The following is a 16,011-nucleotide window of genomic DNA, read 5'->3' as shown; positions in this document are numbered from 1 at the left end:
TTTCCCATAATAATATACTAAAAAGTTTAGAAACCTCATTAGAAGACTGAATTTTCAATTATTATATCAATTTTATTTCGTATAATTTCTCCCTTATTTCACATTATGAAATCTTAATATTTTTTTAAGCAATACGAAAAAGGAACGGTCTCCCGTTCCTCACCCATTCACTTTCTCCGCATTATTCCAATAATACTTACTAAACGCTTCCGTTAACACATCAATGGTATTATATAGTTCATCTAAAGTATTATCTACACCACCAACTTCGATTAGCATCGCATTTTTAGATAAATCTTGATTATACACTCCATCCCCGTCCTTTTTATACTTCGGAAAAATCCCTCTACTTAACCCGTAATAATTTTCATCTAAATAACTATTGATTGCCCTTGCAATTTTTTCATTCTCTGTATGATTCCCATTTTCCATTCCAATTATAAAATATAATCTTGCATACGATTTCCCGTTAATTACTTTTGTTGTTACCTTTTTCCGCTGATCATCACGATGTATATCAATTGGAAACGCAATTTTATTATTTTGCGCCAATGTTTCTTTTACATATCCATGAGACGCTTTATACGCTTGATACCATTTCCACTTTTTACTCGCTAATAAATCCCCCATATTCGTTTTATCATGAATTACTGGTATTCCTTGCCCTTCAAGCTGCTCCTTCAAACGTTCCCCTAGTAAGGACACATTTACGTCCGGGCTCGATGGGTCGGTAGCTCCTGGTAATAATGGAAAGAACGATTCCCAACTATGCGTATGATAAATGTATACTGCACTTTCACCCTGTTTCGTTCCATTTCTTTTCTGTACTGGATTTTTCTTTTCCGCTTCTGTGACTTTATCTTTTGCTACTTCTCGCTCTTTCGTTACTTCTTCAATTGGTACACTAGATTCATTAGGTATATTCGTATAGTTCGTCCCTTCACCAGCTACGATAATGTTAGAATAATACTTCGACATACCTGGTACTTCTTTCCCGACAAACGTTCTTAAGTCTTTAATTTTCAAATCCGTCGCGATAGAGAATAATAAACTTCCAACTGACTCCCGTTTATTTATTTTAAAATAATCTGTTCCGAAATAATGATTCTCACTTTCTATCATTTGAACAAAACCTTGCATCGATACTTTTCCGAACCATTGATTCGCGTAATAAGATTTCATTGTATGTAAAAGAGAAGTTACAATAGATGCGATTACAATCACTACAAATGCATATGTAAACAATAAATATATTAATCTCTTTCCATGTATACGAGTTGGATACTTTTTCAATGTATCACCTTCTTTATACATGAATATGTACAAGCTTTATGTAATATACACACAAAAAAGAGAAATGGCATCCCATTTCTCTTTCTCACGCTTATTTCTCTTTTTCTGCATCTGACGAAGGTAACTTCTTCGCTTGTTTTTCTTTAAAGATTTCACCAATTGCACCAAGAGTACCAAGTGTTTCAATTGCATTAGACGGAATAAAGACTTTATTTGCTGGCCCTTTCGCAACCTCAATCAATGATTCAAATGATTTATAAGCAAGTATACGTTCATCTAAATTCGCTTCACGAAGTAATTCAATTCGGTTTTGTTCTGCTTTTGCGATTTCCTCGATCGCTCTTGCTTCCCCTTGCGCTTCTAATTCTTTTGCTTCTTTAATACCTTCTGCTTCACGAATGCGCGCTTCTTTATCCCCTTCAGCCATTAAAATTTTACTTTGTTTTTCCCCTTCAGCACGAAGGACCTTATCTTGTTTTGCTGCTTCAGCCTCTAAAATGATTGCACGTTTATTACGTTCTGCTTTCATTTGTTTTTCCATTGATGCTTGCACATCTTTTGGCGGGTTAATATCTACTACTTCAACACGCTCAATACGAACGCCCCATTTTTCTGTTGCTTCGTCAAGCGCTAAGCGAATTTCTGTTGAAATCTTTTCACGACCAGATAATGTTTCATCCAGTTCCATTTTACCAATAATTTGACGCATCGTTGCAGAAGTAATGTTACGAACACCATATTCATAATTGGAAATACCGTATGTCGCAAGTTCTGGTTCAACAATTTGATAGAAAATAATTGTATCAATTTCTACTTGTACATTATCTTTCGTAATTACCTTTTGTGGCGGTACATTCGTTTGTTGAATACGTAAGTCGTGATATACGCGAACTCGATCTACAATCGGTATTAATAAATTTAATCCTGGCTGCATAATACGCTGAAACTTACCAAATCTTTCAACGACCCCAACTTTTTGCTGAGGAATAATTTTAATTGTTAATGCAACAAATGTAACTACAATTAGTGCGAAAATAATCGTTAACGTTAATGCTACCATATTTATTCACTCTCCCTTTTTACTTGTAAAATAGTACTATGCCTCTTTATAACAACGACTTTTTCTCCAGTATCAATAGGAGCATCCGAAATAGCTGTCCAAGTATCTCCATCCACTTTCACAATACCGTTCACTTCACTTGTAATCGCTTGCATAACAATCCCCTTTTTACCGACAAGTTTATCTACTGTATCAGTAAAACCTTTTGCTTCTCGAAAATTTTTTGAAATTCTTTTCGTAAAGAAAGTCAATGTTAAACTTACAATCGCACCAGCGACAACTTGTAAAAATAGTGCATCAGGAGCAAATAAGGCAATAAGACCTCCGACAACAGCTCCAATTCCAAGCCAAAGCATGTAAAAAGTAATCGACAACATTTCTGCGATAAATAAAATACCCGCTATTATAAACCAAATCACCCATCCAGCCATATGCAACCCTCACTTTCTTTCTCAATTTCTATATGTATATGAAGAAAAGAATGGTTTATCCGCCCTATCTCACACAGAGGGCGTTTGCTACAAGTTATTATACATATTCGCTGTTACAACAAGTATTAATAAAATACTATATCAATATATTCTTCATTATACATGAAAATCCCTTTCAAAAAATGACAAAATATTTAATTCTTCCAAAAACGTAATTTTCAGATTATAATTATTCTAACTAAAAAAGCATTATTTTTTTGGGAAGGTGGTATTCTTATTGCCAAAACGTTCACTAGCTTACTATTTAGTCTCCAAAATGTGTATTACCCTCGCTGACATTGTATACTTAATGATTATTACGACTCACATCTATATCACAACTAAATCAGCTACAATTACTGCTCTTTTTCCATTATTACAAGTAATCACAAATCTTATCGCGAACACATCTGCACCACTTATAATGAATCGTTTTCCATCTTATGCATTGCTATATACTCTACAATGGATTAAAACAGTTCTTTTACTATTATTAATGATATTATTTCCTATGCTATCCACAAACATCATTTCTCTTTTAACTTTCATCATCTTCATTTCATTATGTAGCGGCTGGAGCGCTCCATTATTATACAGTATTCTTCCACACCTAACGCCAAAAGAAAAGTTAGTAAAAGTAAATAGTATCTTTTCCTTTTCAACACAAATTGTGCAAGCAGCTGCTTACTCATTTACAAGTATAATTGTTCTTCTCATTGGTGTTACTTCGACACTCATGATTAATAACATATTGATGATTTTCGGATGTATTACATTACACCTTTCATTACAATCTATACAAGCTGAACGAGTAGCAGAACCCTCCTCTTCAAAAACTATTGCTTTATTAGAGGGCTGGAAACTATTATTTCAGCACCCGTCTCTACGCACCGTTACATTTATGGATTTAATTGAAACTTTCGCAGGGACGATATGGATCGGTGCCATTACGATGGCATATGTAACTACCGCTTTACATAAAGGCGAAGAATGGTGGGGATATATTAATACAAGTTATTATGTCGGAACGTTAATTGGCGGGATATTAGCATGGAAAATGAGTACATATATTCAAAATAATTTAATACGCTCTATGGCGATAGGATCTCTTTTGTTTAGTATTCTTACATTTTTATACGGTGTTACGAGCAGCGGATTTATTGCCCTATTCCTCTGCGTTCTAATGGGACCATGTTATCAAATTAGAGATATTTCTCAAACGACAGTTTTACAATCAAGCGTCGCTCCTTCTTTATTATCAAAGATGTACACAGCTCACGGTGCTCTTCTCTCAACCGCTTCTGGTCTTTCTATGCTAAGTGTTGGCATAATTACTGATACTTTCGGTGTTCGTACTATTTATATCATTGCTTCTTTTCTTATTTTATGTTCAGCTTGTTTGTCTTTTCGTTTATTAAAACATCAGAGGTCACAAAAGAAAGAGATTTCTATTTAATATATATCATAAATATAATGTTTTCCGTAATTGGAGCTTCCAACTACATTACACCATAGTACATGAAATTATATGAACGATTTTTAAAATATATCTATCGTAACTTACAATATATCAACGATTCGACAATACTTTTAGCTATTAAAATAAGAGAAGGCTGCTCCCAAAAAATCCATTTTGAGCAGCCTTCTCTTTTTCCATTTACGATAAATTGGGAATCTTTCTATGCTTTGTCGCCTGTTCAAAAGCGTATGCTAGTTTAATTAATACCCCTTCACTAAAAGCAGTACTTGCAAGTGTGATCCCAAAAGGCCTCCCGCTTTTCATATATCCAGCCGGCATTGCTATAGATGGATAACCAGCTTTGGCACAAATTGTAGATCCTATATAGGAGGGGAACAGTATCGCATCAAGATTGTATTTTTTTAATGCAAAATCAATTCCTTGTTCTTGTGAAAAGTATATATCTTCTAATCTTGCATTTAAATATTCCGAATTTCTTAACGTATTAGGAAAATCTTTTCTTATTTCTAATTTATTTTGTCCATATTTCAATGCCCTTTCTTCTATATGATTATTAAAATCGATTAGTTCTGAAATCGAATGCACTGGAATATTGGAAGGTAATTTAGAAAGATAGTTATCCAAGCTATGCTTCAGTTCATAAAGAGGTACTCCCCAACTCCATTCCCTATGAAAGGATGGAATATCGATATCTTCTATTACTGTCGCTCCTTCACTACGTAACACTTGAATTGTTTCTTTAAACAATTGTTCATCGTACTCGCCAGATTCATAATAATCTTCTGGCGCTTTGTCAAACACCCCAATTTTAGCTCCATGTAAGCCATTAATATTAAGATATTTCGTATAATCCTGCTGTGCCCTTCCTTCACTTTTGTGAGTCGCTACATCCAGCTCATCCACTCCGGTTAAGTTCCCTAATAAAATAGCGGCATCTGTTACCGTTCTAGCAAATGGCCCAGCTGTATCTTGAGAATATGTGAAAGGAATAATTCCTCTTCGGCTAATTAAACCAACTGTCGGTTTAATGCCAACTACAGAGTTTTGAACAGCTGGGCTTAAAATAGAAGCATCTGTTTCTGTTCCAACAGATAGTACTGTTAAGTTAGCGGCAACTGCCACGGCAGACCCTGTACTCGATCCTCCAACAAACATATCATCTTTTCCTGTTCCGTAAGGGTTTATTGTTTGACCTCCCCTAGCGCTATATCCAGCCCACATTTCAAAAGACATTCCGTTTGCCAACTCTGTCATATTTGCTTTCCCTATTATAATTGCACCTGCTTCTCGCAGTTTTGTAACAAGAAATGCGTCTTGACTACTAATATTATGCTCAAGAGCAATTGTCCCTGCACTTGTATGCATAGAATCATTCGTTTCAATATTGTCCTTCAGTAAAACTGGTATACCATGTAATGGACCTCTCACACCTTTTGTCTTTCTTTCATGATCTAACGCTTCTGCAATAAAGATAGCATCTGGATTTATTTCTAAAATAGAATTGATTTTCGGACCATCTTGGTCATACTTTGCGATCCTATAAAGATAATACATGACTAATTCTTTCGACGTTAATTTTCCTTCTTCCATTGCAGTTTGTATATCATGAATTGTTAATTCTTTTTGCAATAATGTATTAAACTGAATTTCCATTTTCATTCTCCTTTTATAAGCCCTTTTCTTTATGAAGTGTATCTATTAATTTTTCATTTTCTTCGCTCCTCGTATAAACAACTACTATCCCTTAAAAGAAATTCAACTCACCTATTTAAAAACCTTTAATTTCCCGAAAAATAAAAAGAGTCTGAAACGAATCGACTTCCGCTTCAGACTCTGTTATTACTTTACATATATCTCATCTAGTAAATGTAAAAACTCTCCTTGTTTACCTGCTAATTCAGGACATTTTGCAATATCAACCCATTCATAACAAAATGCTAAACCTTTATCTTCTTCACCATCACTTACTATATGTTCCCACGTATCTTTCACATCTGTTACTAATGAAACATGGAAAAAATGACGTTTTTGATATTCCTTTTTTTCTTTCACATAAATAATATAATCAGCAAGGAATCGCTCAATGTATAAATGACATAGTCCCGATTCTTCTTGTACTTCACGTAAAATCGCTGCTGTTAACGTTTCTCCTTCATCAACTGTCCCACCTGGTACTTGGATACCAGCTTCAGGTATATCACGATGTTTAAAAACGAGTAATTGCATAATCCCTTCTTTTTCTCTTGTAACATATGCATGTACCTTTTTCTTATATAACATCGTCATCTTAGCCCTCTCCCCCCAATTATTTACTTCGTTACTTCTTCAAGCGTAAGTTGGTTTTCATATAAATATGTAGCTTGCGGATTCCCCACATATCGTACGTGCCACGGTTCATATCGATAACCGGTAATCCCTTCTTTCTGTTTCGTATACCGAATAACGAAACCAAACTTATGTGCATTTTCAGAAAGCCACTTTCCTTCTTTCGTCTCTCCAAAAACTGTTTCTAATTGAAATTTAGCAGATTGAGATGTAATATCCATAGCTAACCCTGTTTGATGTTCACTCGTACCAGGAACTGCACTGGACATCGCTGTTTTTGCTTCACCATCTTGTTTTTTATACATCGTATTTAATGCTTTTTGTCGATCAAAAGATCTAAATCCAGAGACTGCAAAAAGGAAAATACGCTCCTTATCAGCTTGCTGGAACATTTGCTCTAGCGCCATCGCTGCCTCTTTCCTCATTTTTTTCTTCTCTTGATCACCTTCACTAGAGTAACGTACTTTTGGAATAACTAAATCTGGTGGCTTATACCCATCTGGTAAACGCCTACTTTTATTTACAAGTACAAGCATCGAATTTGGATTATTAATGACTGCGATATCCCCATCCATATTAGCAATCGTTTCTTTTGCTTTTGGAAATATATTGTTTACATTTACTTCCCGCGCCTCTTGATCCTTATACATTTTATAATTTATCCCTGCTACTCCAACAATCAGTATCACTGCTACGATACCAAGTAATGTCCATCTTTTTTTCATATAACGACCTCTTATTTTAATAATTTGGCCATTTCATACTCATCGACACCATTTCCATCGATGATAAGAGCAGATTTTTTGACACCTTCTTGTTCAAATCCAATTTTACTATATAGTGCCTGAGCTCTTGTATTGTGGGCCATTACCGTTAATTCTAAACGCCATACATCATGTAATCTTGCCCACTTCTCTACTTCTTTAAACAAACTTGTTCCAATACCTCGGCCACTATACTCTTGTAAAATACCAATGACAATTGTCGCAACATGTCTCTTTCTTTGAACATCATTACCATTAGCTAAAATAAATCCAACTAATCTACCATTTTCAACTGCTACAAATATTTTTGCATATTCACTTTCTATAAAACGGTGGACCATCTTTTCTTGTTGCTCTACTGTAGTTTTTCGTTCTCCTGGTTCATATAACATAAATTTCGTTTCTTCGTCTAATTGCTTACTTAATTGTAAAAATGATGCTGCATCTTCTACTTTAATCTCCCGGATCACCTTGATCACCCTACCCATTCTGTTAGTTAAAAATTTTCCTTGTAAAAAGATTTTCTCCACTATTCCGAAAATCCCTTTCTAAATTCCTTACTATAAATAGACAAATTTCGATATTGCTATAATGATAGGAAATTATGTCTATAATGTGACATATCTTTTTAACCATAACTTATACTCAAAAAGAAAAAACGTAAGCTTCTCACTTACGTTTATCCATTCACTTTTTCAGCTTGCCAAAAATATTCTCCAAATGCTTTAGCAAGAACATCAATTGATCTATTCAATTCTTCATCCGTATTATCTACGCCACCAACTTCAATTAAAATCGCCTGTCCTGATAAGTCTTGATTATAAACACCATTACCTGTTTGGAAACCTTTTTGAATAACACCTCGGCTCACTCCCGGATATTTCTTACTAATCGTCTCATGTAAAGCCGTTGCTAATTGTAAGTTTTTTTCATAGTTTTTGTTACCTTTCCCAATTACAAAAGCAAGCTTCGCATATGATTTATCTCCAATTGTTTTTGTCGTGACGTTTTTCCGGGCACTATCACGGTGTAAATCAAAAAAGTATTGAAGTTCTTTATTTCCAGTCATAGCTTGTTGTACAATTTCTCGTGACATTTTGTAAGAACTATTACTGTTTAACCCTTTACTTATTAACTTTTGGCCGACATCAGTCTTATCGTTAGTAGCACCTATACCTTCACTTTCCAGTTGTTCCCGAAAACGATCACCGACTATTGAAATATTCGTTACAGAACTCGTTGCTTTATTCGGATCTGGGTCATTCGTTAAGTTCAGTAACGGCAAATAAGATTCCCAACTATGTGTATGATAAATAAATGCAACTTGCCTTTTCCCCGTTGTTTGAGCTGGCTGTTTCTTCTCTTTATTCGGATCAGACTTAGGAACTTGTCCAGTTTCTCCAGTCCGTTCCTTCACTACTTCTTCAAGAGGAACGCTCGACTCTATTGGTAAGTTGGAGTAATTTGTTCCTTCACCTGCTATAACGATTTCCGTATCATACTTTCCAAATCCCGGAAGTTCCTTTCCAACAAAACTACGTACATCATCAAAACGTATATTCGTTGCCATCGAAAAGAGGAATGAGGAAATAGAAAAGTCTTGATTCAAATTCCGATACTCTTGTGTAAAGTAATGATTCTCTTTTCCAAGAACATACATGTAACCATTCATTGATAACTCATTTAACCAATTATATAAATACGTTGACTTCGTCTCTTTCATAGAAGTTACCATCATACTAATAAGAAAAAAAGTCGCTAATACCGTAGTAATAATAAATAAAATTAACTTGCGTACGCTCGTTAATTTCACATAAAAAAAACCTCGATTCATACTATCACCCTCTCTATTTCAAGTTATGTACAAGCTCTAGAGAATAGACCGCTTAAATTTCGGCTATATTGTTAACGAGGTGAAATGAATTGAAGCTATTAATAGGAACATTACCAATCGTTCTATCATTTATTTTTTATTTACTTGCTATACACCGTAAAATTCGTATTGCACTTCATATTTTTGCGTACATAGCATTGTATGTACTCGGGACAATTATTTCTATTAATATATATGATGTTTTAATACAACATCTTGTTTTCATGACGAGCATTCATGGTATTTTACTAAATCCATTATTCCTTATTTCCGGAGCATATGTAGGAATATACACTTTGTCCCTTATATTGTCTCAAATTATTACGAAACTACTGAAAATAGAAAATGGAGAGTAATAAAATGCAGCCACCGTTCATCTGTCATACATGCAAAAAAAGAATAGTGAGAAAGCAAGATCTTATTACTGCTACATGGTACTTCCGCTTTTATTTATTTCACAATATTTGTTTTAAGCAGCAGAAACTATTTACCTCTCGCTTTATCCCTATTAATACACTCTTTAGTTTCTTTCTTATTATATATGGACTTATCGCTGGCAGCATCCTAATGTTCACAGAGCCATCTATAATTTGGCTTATTTTTTTGATTCCTATATTATATCGGCTTCTTTCTTATTTTTACGTAGAGCGTTATTTCTCTAAATAACTGGTAGACTGCCCCCTAGGAATACTTAAACACGCCCAATCGGTTTCTTTTAACATTTTACCAATGTAAATGATTTGTCCAATATGTAAAGCATAATGTGAAATTTGCCTTTCAATCGCTTGCATGACAGTATGTTCTTCTCCACGAATGTATACTCTCTGCAAAATCTGATCCGGTGTTAAATTATCCATCGCTTTAAAAACATATTCCCATCCTTCCTGCCACGCAGCAAGAGCTTCTTGTTTTGAATTGTAGCCGCCCTCAAATTCACCATCTCGATTACGATCGGTTTTTTCACCATCCGACGTTAAAAAATCCGTCCATCTGGAACGCATATTACCATGTAGATGCTTAATAATAATAGCAATACTATTCGTCTCCTCATGAGAAGACCACATGATTTGTTCATATGATAATTGAGAAAGTGCCCGTTCTCCTTGCTTCTTTGTTGCTTTGAAATTCGAAATTGCACATTGCAAATATTCTCGTCCGATATCCAAATTAACCCCTACCTTCACACTAACTAATTTTCGTTCCATTCGGTAGTTCCATATTTGGCTGAAGTAAAACAACATCGCCAGCTTCAGGAACACCACCCAGTACAAGTACTTCGGATTTAAATCCTGCCACACGCTTTGGCGGGAAATTTACAACAGCAACAACTTGCTGACCAATTAACTCTTCTGGATTATATCTCTTAGTAATTTGAGCGCTTGATTGCTTAATCCCTAGCTCGCCAAAATCAATTTCTAGCTTAATTGCAGGAACCCTCGCCTCTTTAAATTCTTCAGCCATTCTCACCGTCCCAACCCGTATATCCAAAGTCAAAAAATCTTCAAAATTAGCCATTTTATCATTCCTCCCAATTATTACTTAGACAAAATACAAAAATCCCCTTCAAAAAAAGAAAGGCGCCTAAGCACCTTTCTTTTGTAATTCACTTGATTCATTTGATTTATAGAAGAAGTAACCGAGTACCCCGCCAATACATGATGGGATTAACCATCCTATTCCTTCTTTATATAAAGGTAGCATTTGCAGTACATTTGAAATTGCGTCAATTTTTATATTTGCACTTTCTAAACCATTAAACAAGCTAATTGATAATGCCCCTAAAATTGCTCCAATGTAAATTGTATTACGCTTTCCAATCCATGTATGGAAATACGAAAGTACGATTAATACAATTGCAACTGGATAAATGATCATTAACACTGGTAAAGTTACTGCGATTAATTGTGTTAATCCTAGGTTAGATACAACTAAACTAAACACACATACCATCGTTACAATCGTTTTATGCGAAAGTTTTGGGAACAAGTTTGTAAAGAAGCCCGCACAGGCAGATGTTAATCCAACAGAAGTTGTTAAACAAGCGAGTATAATAACAAGACCTAATAAAATTTTACCACTTGTTCCATATAACTCATTTACAACATTCGTTAAAATAAGACCACCGTTCTCTGAAACACCAAGTGATGTGCTTGTAGAACCGAGATACGCAAGTGATAAATATATTAACGTTAAGCCTAATACAGCAATAATACCTGATACGACTGTTATTTTTGCAATTTGTCCACTCTCTTTTATCCCTTTAGAGCGAATAACTTGTACAACAACAATTCCAAAAACAAGAGCACTAATTGCATCCATCGTTAAATACCCTTGAATAAACCCACCAAAGAAAGCATTTTCTTTATAAGCAGCTAACGGTGCAGCCGGAGTTCCAATCGGATCAATAATTGCCTTTCCGACAATAACTGCAACTATTAATACTAATAATGGTGTAAGAAACTTTCCAAACCAATCAACTAATTTAGATGGATTTAATGATAAATACCACGTTATTCCGAAGAAAACTATAGTGAATAAAAATAGCATGTACCATTCTGAAACCATTGCTTCTGATAAAAACGGCTTCATCCCCATTTCAAACGAAACAGCCCCCGTACGTGGGATTGCAAAGAATGGTCCAATTGCTAAATAACTAACGAGTGGAAAAACAAACGCAAATATAGGGTGAACTCTTGAAGATAACGCTTTCAAGTCCCCCTCTACAAACGCGACAGCTGTGACAGCTAGTAGGGGAAGTCCGACTCCCGTTACAAGGAATCCAATTGTAGCAATCCAAACATTTTCTCCAGCTTGTTGCCCTAAAACTGGTGGAAAAATTAAATTTCCTGCTCCTAAAAATAATGCAAATAACATTAAACCAATTGCTAGCGTATCACCTGGCCTTAATCGTCCCTTCATTTCTTTAAATTGCATAGCACTTTTACATTGTTTTTCTCTATTCTCACAATATGCTATGCATCCTCCTCTCTGTTCATGATCATAAAATATGCCCCTTACAAAGCAATGTCTTTCTCCATAATTTCTCCATTCCCCTTTTAATTACTCTAATATCGAATTTTGATTTTTTTGAAAATTGAAATCATTAGAGTGTTATAACGCGGAGTTTAGTTGTCAGACCTCTTTGCTTTTATCACACATATAGTAACATATTTAGTTGAAAAATAAAAACATAATTTTTAATGGAATTTTTCGAAAATCAAAATTATCCACACTTATCTCCTCTATTTTATTCTATTACACAAATATTTTTTAAAATCTATGTATTTGTATGTTTTGTTATCTTTGAATAACTTTATGTAAGGACTATAGCAAAAGCCATCCCAAAAATAAGATGGCCAATAAACGTTAATCTATAGTCTCCACTTCACGTGGATTATTCATCTCTTCAACATACACAACTCTAAATCCATGATCTTCTAAATCCTTTAACAATGTTTCTAATTCAGCATCTTTAAATTCTTCTCCTAATGTAAACATAATTCTACGTACTAATAACGCGTCATTATCAAAAGTCATCAAACTTTGAATACCAGTGTATTTCTTTAACACTGTCGATAATTTTTGAATTGCTCCATTATAATCTTGTGTTCCAATCATGACAGAATATTTACTAGAATGAACGCCCCATGCATCTTCTAATAATTCAAAAACTTTTTTATGAGTTAGGATTCCAAGGAAAATCCCTTTTTCATCGACTACTGATAAATACGGTAGTTTTTTTATTGTAAAAAATATTTTAAAGAACGAAGAGTCTTCTCTTACGTATCCATCTTTATCGTTCAATAATTGTAATAAATTATCTTCAAGTGAACCTTTATATTCTAAAATATCTACTTTGTATACATTCCCTAAAAATTTCTCTTTTTTTTCATCTAATACTGGTACACAACGATACCCTGTTTTATTTAAATGCTCCAGCGCTTCCCCTACCGTAATTGAACTTGAGCAAAATAAAACTTCCCTTTTCGGCACATAATTCCCTTTAATCCTCATAAAAAGCCTCCTTATGTTAAAATACTTTCTGTGCCATAACTATATTATATTTTCAGAAAAAAATAAATAATTTATTTTATTTTTCTGAAAATTTTTCGTTTTTTCGTCATAATTTATTCATGAATCATACACTTTTATTAAGTGAAATTTTAATCAGTAGGGATTTTGTCCACGCCCACTGGTTAATTAGCTCATACCAATCCGGTAACTCTTCAATATGGAACATTCTCTCACAGTTACTTTTAGAAAAATATATTGTAACTTCCTTAGAAAAAAGCTAAAATAAGAATAAGAATTTTCTGAATATTCAAAGAGTAGGTGATTGTATGTCCTTATTGCGCTCACATATATGTAAATTTATCGTTGGTGTTTTTATTATTTTCGTCATAAGTCCTATTCCAGCTTTATTCATTACACATAATTTCTCTTACTTAACTGGCTTTATAAGCATTTTTCATAACTTCACACAACTTTCTTCCATTTCGATTCCAAGAATCGATTGGATGCATGAGCCTATCTTTTTCTCAGCAATTCCGATGGTACATACACAAAATATGATACATACTTCTAGTCATTCGACTCCTCTATTCCCCTACATATGGGAAATATATTTTTTATCGATTGTTCGTTTCACTTTCACTCTTGCAATCGGTTTCTTTATAAGTTTAGGAATCGGCCATCTATTTTTAAAAGCACCGGACTCAGTAAGAAAGTACACTTCTTTATTGCGTTGGATACCATATTCTTTTAGCGCTGTATTATTACAATGTTCAGTCCTATTATTACTTCTCTACATCGCAAAATTCATAAATCTTCCTTTCTTCTCATCTTTTATCATCGTATGTAGCACTTCCATGATTATCGTTATGCAAGCAATAAAAAAATGGCTACCTTTCTTAAATAATACAAATGAATACGAAATAAAAAATTCAGCTTTCCTTGTTGATACGTTATTTATGGCGCTTACTTCCAATCATAAATCTATTTTAAGTTCCATTATTCTTTCATTCGTTTTTATGGAGTGTGTTTTTCACGCAAATGGACTCTTACAATTTATCGTTCAATTTGGCGGAAATGCACCTATAGTTGTCGCAATTGGTCTATTACTTCTTTACATCCCATACAGCGTCTTATCTTTTCTCCAAACTCTATGGACAACAAACTACTCCAAACAGCAAACATATACTTTAGCAAGAAGTATTTCAAAACCATAATGTAGAATAACCGTCTACTTTAAATTAAAAGTAGACGGTTATTCCTTTTATATAGAGGACAAAATAACAGCAAATTTAAAAAACACTTTAGAAACCTACCAATATTTACCCATTTCCTTTGACTAATCTTTTCATTTGGATTTATTATAAAAGTATAACATAATTGCAGGAGGTGACATCTTTATTCCAACTTAGGAGTAGAGAACACACTTGGACATATTAAATATTTTTCTCATCTTTATACTTATCCTTATTTCTGGCTTTTTCGTTGCATCAGAATTCGCTGTTGTAAAAGTACGAAAAAGTCGAATCGATCAGCTTGCAAATGAAGGTAATAAGCAGGCATTAGCTGCAAGAAGCGTCGTATCTAACTTAGATGTTTATTTATCTGCTTGTCAGCTCGGTATTACTATCACTTCTTTAGGACTTGGTTGGCTTGGTGAACCAACTGTGGAACATTTACTACGACCACTATTTGAAAGAATCAACATTACTGGAGCAATGGCTAACACGTTATCCTTTATTATTGCTTTTAGTATTATTACTTTTTTCCATGTTGTATTAGGAGAGTTAGTTCCTAAGTCTTTCGCAATCCAAAAAGCAGAAGCAATCACTTTAAAATTTGCAAGACCGCTTATTTTATTTGATAAAATTATGTATCCATTCATCTGGCTATTAAATAGTTCGGCAGTATTTTTCACCAAATTATTCGGTTTAGAGCCTGCAAAAGAAAACGAACTTGCCCATTCTGAAGAAGAACTGCGACTTATTTTAGGTGAAAGTTATAAAAGCGGCGAAATTAATCAAACCGAATATAAATATGTAAATAATATTTTTGAATTTGATGATCGTGTTGCTAAAGAAATTATGGTACCTAGAACTGAAATGGTTTGCTTATCTACTGAAAATACGTTAGAAGAGAATATGGAAATCGCCGCAACTGAAAAATATACACGCTATCCTATTATTGAAAAGGATAAAGATGATATTATCGGTATGATAAATACGAAAGAGATTTTTCACAATCAAACAAAAGGCATTTACAAACCACTTGACGCGTACATACATCCTGTTTTAACTGTATTTGAAACAGTTCCCATTCGTAAAACGTTAATCCACCTTCAAAAGAACCGCGTACAAATGGCAATTGTTATGGATGAATACGGTGGAACAGCTGGACTTTTAACGATGGAGGATATTCTTGAAGAAATTATAGGAGAAATTCAAGATGAATTTGATACAGACGAATCACCAATGATTGAAAAGCGTACTCCAAAACTAACTGTTTTAGATGGAAAAGTACTCATTTCTGAAGTAAATGATATGTTTGGTCTTCATATCGATGATAGTGATTTAGATACAATTGGTGGTTGGCTTCTCTCTCAAGCAATCGATTTAAATATTGAGGTTGGCTATTCGGTTGAATATGCTGGTTTTCAATTTAAAGCATTGGAACTTGATGGGCATCAGATTAAAAAAATTGCTGTACATAAATTAGATACTATAAAGGAGTTATAA

The 16,011-nt window shown here is 34.1% G+C and carries 17 protein-coding genes; 5 read left to right on the top strand and 12 right to left on the bottom strand.

Translation table 11 applies throughout. From position 1 onward, the window contains the following. Positions 1-159: 159 nt before the first annotated feature. From spoIIP (MR109_RS12835) to MR109_RS12825, 3 genes are all read right to left on the bottom strand, one after another. Entirely contained in the window at positions 160-1,293 is a 1,134-nt protein-coding gene (gene spoIIP, locus MR109_RS12835; RefSeq protein WP_327915435.1) for a stage II sporulation protein P, read from the bottom strand. Between the two features lie 91 nt (positions 1,294-1,384). Then, complete coding sequence (locus tag MR109_RS12830; protein WP_178940179.1) at positions 1,385-2,353, bottom strand: SPFH domain-containing protein; 969 nt, start codon at positions 2,351-2,353, stop codon at positions 1,385-1,387. 2 nt (positions 2,354-2,355) lie between these two features. Further along, on the bottom strand, positions 2,356-2,784 hold the full coding sequence (locus tag MR109_RS12825; RefSeq protein WP_002171554.1) for an NfeD family protein: 429 nt from the start codon (positions 2,782-2,784) through the stop codon (positions 2,356-2,358). Between the two features lie 277 nt (positions 2,785-3,061). Between MR109_RS12825 and MR109_RS12820 the strand changes: the two genes are divergently transcribed. Next, the gene (locus tag MR109_RS12820; RefSeq protein WP_048372606.1) at positions 3,062-4,279 is read left to right on the top strand and encodes an MFS transporter; all 1,218 of its coding nucleotides are present in this window, start codon (positions 3,062-3,064) and stop codon (positions 4,277-4,279) included. A gap of 201 nt (positions 4,280-4,480) precedes the next feature. Here the strand turns inward: MR109_RS12820 and MR109_RS12815 are convergent, their stop codons facing one another. The 5 genes from MR109_RS12815 to spoIIP (MR109_RS12795) form a co-directional block, all read right to left on the bottom strand. Further along, on the bottom strand, positions 4,481-5,956 hold the full coding sequence (locus MR109_RS12815) for an amidase family protein (RefSeq protein ID WP_242272284.1): 1,476 nt from the start codon (positions 5,954-5,956) through the stop codon (positions 4,481-4,483). 186 nt (positions 5,957-6,142) lie between these two features. Then, on the bottom strand, positions 6,143-6,589 hold the full coding sequence (locus MR109_RS12810) for an NUDIX hydrolase (RefSeq protein ID WP_098307239.1): 447 nt from the start codon (positions 6,587-6,589) through the stop codon (positions 6,143-6,145). Between the two features lie 23 nt (positions 6,590-6,612). Continuing rightward, positions 6,613-7,353 carry a M15 family metallopeptidase gene (locus MR109_RS12805; protein WP_048372612.1) on the bottom strand — a complete coding sequence of 247 codons (741 nt, stop codon included), beginning with the start codon at positions 7,351-7,353 and terminating at the stop codon, positions 6,613-6,615. An 11-nt stretch (positions 7,354-7,364) separates the two neighbouring features. Continuing rightward, the gene (locus tag MR109_RS12800; protein WP_071720311.1) at positions 7,365-7,862 is read right to left on the bottom strand and encodes a GNAT family N-acetyltransferase; all 498 of its coding nucleotides are present in this window, start codon (positions 7,860-7,862) and stop codon (positions 7,365-7,367) included. 209 nt (positions 7,863-8,071) lie between these two features. Next, positions 8,072-9,226: a stage II sporulation protein SpoIIP gene (gene spoIIP, locus MR109_RS12795; protein WP_002171548.1), complete on the bottom strand. Its 1,155-nt coding sequence runs from the start codon at positions 9,224-9,226 to the stop codon at positions 8,072-8,074. Positions 9,227-9,315: 89 nt separating this feature from the next. Between spoIIP (MR109_RS12795) and MR109_RS12790 the strand changes: the two genes are divergently transcribed. Together MR109_RS12790 and MR109_RS12785 are read left to right on the top strand one after the other, a co-directional pair. Next, positions 9,316-9,621 (top strand): hypothetical protein, encoded by a 306-nt coding sequence (locus MR109_RS12790; RefSeq protein ID WP_002171547.1) that lies wholly within the window; start codon positions 9,316-9,318, stop codon positions 9,619-9,621. Positions 9,622-9,625: 4 nt separating this feature from the next. Continuing rightward, entirely contained in the window at positions 9,626-9,931 is a 306-nt protein-coding gene (locus MR109_RS12785; protein WP_242272283.1) for a permease, read from the top strand. Here MR109_RS12785 and MR109_RS12780 read toward each other — a convergent pair. The 4 genes from MR109_RS12780 to cbpA all read right to left on the bottom strand — a co-directional run bounded on the left by MR109_RS12780 (position 9,916) and on the right by cbpA (position 13,279). Then, the gene (locus tag MR109_RS12780) at positions 9,916-10,470 is read right to left on the bottom strand and encodes a DUF1572 domain-containing protein (protein ID WP_141548867.1); all 555 of its coding nucleotides are present in this window, start codon (positions 10,468-10,470) and stop codon (positions 9,916-9,918) included. The two genes, MR109_RS12785 and MR109_RS12780, sit on opposite strands and share 16 nt — an antisense overlap. After that, positions 10,451-10,780 (bottom strand): chaperone CsaA, encoded by a 330-nt coding sequence (gene csaA, locus MR109_RS12775; protein WP_048372616.1) that lies wholly within the window; start codon positions 10,778-10,780, stop codon positions 10,451-10,453. The genes MR109_RS12780 and csaA overlap by 20 nt, the downstream gene beginning before the upstream one ends. A gap of 66 nt (positions 10,781-10,846) precedes the next feature. Then, positions 10,847-12,184 (bottom strand): branched-chain amino acid transport system II carrier protein BrnQ4, encoded by a 1,338-nt coding sequence (brnQ4, locus tag MR109_RS12770; protein ID WP_082147884.1) that lies wholly within the window; start codon positions 12,182-12,184, stop codon positions 10,847-10,849. A gap of 447 nt (positions 12,185-12,631) precedes the next feature. After that, positions 12,632-13,279: a cyclic di-AMP binding protein CbpA gene (gene cbpA, locus MR109_RS12765; RefSeq protein WP_025149932.1), complete on the bottom strand. Its 648-nt coding sequence runs from the start codon at positions 13,277-13,279 to the stop codon at positions 12,632-12,634. Between the two features lie 326 nt (positions 13,280-13,605). On the opposite strand from cbpA, the gene MR109_RS12760 reads away from it, so the two are divergent. Together MR109_RS12760 and MR109_RS12755 are read left to right on the top strand one after the other, a co-directional pair. Beyond that, a complete protein-coding gene (locus MR109_RS12760) occupies positions 13,606-14,493 on the top strand; it encodes a hypothetical protein (RefSeq protein WP_071720317.1) in 888 nt (295 codons plus the stop codon). Positions 14,494-14,703: 210 nt separating this feature from the next. Continuing rightward, positions 14,704-16,011: a hemolysin family protein gene (locus tag MR109_RS12755; protein ID WP_242272282.1), complete on the top strand. Its 1,308-nt coding sequence runs from the start codon at positions 14,704-14,706 to the stop codon at positions 16,009-16,011.

This window comes from Bacillus cereus group sp. BfR-BA-01310 (assembly GCF_022664325.1).
GTDB lineage: Bacteria > Bacillota > Bacilli > Bacillales > Bacillaceae_G > Bacillus_A > Bacillus_A paramycoides.
Note: the sequence above shows the minus strand (reverse complement) of the source record. Positions and strands in the feature narration are given on the sequence as shown.

Coding starts and splice junctions, on each gene's coding strand:
- MR109_RS12825 (WP_002171554.1), bottom strand. CDS start 2,784: ATGGCTGGATGGGTGATTTGGTTTATAATAGCGGGTATTTTATTTATC.
- spoIIP (WP_002171548.1), bottom strand. CDS start 9,226: ATGAATCGAGGTTTTTTTTATGTGAAATTAACGAGCGTACGCAAGTTA.
- MR109_RS12760 (WP_071720317.1), top strand. CDS start 13,606: ATGTCCTTATTGCGCTCACATATATGTAAATTTATCGTTGGTGTTTTT.
- MR109_RS12815 (WP_242272284.1), bottom strand. CDS start 5,956: ATGGAAATTCAGTTTAATACATTATTGCAAAAAGAATTAACAATTCAT.
- MR109_RS12780 (WP_141548867.1), bottom strand. CDS start 10,470: ATGGAACGAAAATTAGTTAGTGTGAAGGTAGGGGTTAATTTGGATATC.
- cbpA (WP_025149932.1), bottom strand. CDS start 13,279: ATGAGGATTAAAGGGAATTATGTGCCGAAAAGGGAAGTTTTATTTTGC.
- brnQ4 (WP_082147884.1), bottom strand. CDS start 12,184: ATGAAGGGACGATTAAGGCCAGGTGATACGCTAGCAATTGGTTTAATG.
- MR109_RS12805 (WP_048372612.1), bottom strand. CDS start 7,353: ATGAAAAAAAGATGGACATTACTTGGTATCGTAGCAGTGATACTGATT.
- MR109_RS12810 (WP_098307239.1), bottom strand. CDS start 6,589: ATGACGATGTTATATAAGAAAAAGGTACATGCATATGTTACAAGAGAA.
- MR109_RS12785 (WP_242272283.1), top strand. CDS start 9,626: ATGCAGCCACCGTTCATCTGTCATACATGCAAAAAAAGAATAGTGAGA.
- MR109_RS12830 (WP_178940179.1), bottom strand. CDS start 2,353: ATGGTAGCATTAACGTTAACGATTATTTTCGCACTAATTGTAGTTACA.
- csaA (WP_048372616.1), bottom strand. CDS start 10,780: ATGGCTAATTTTGAAGATTTTTTGACTTTGGATATACGGGTTGGGACG.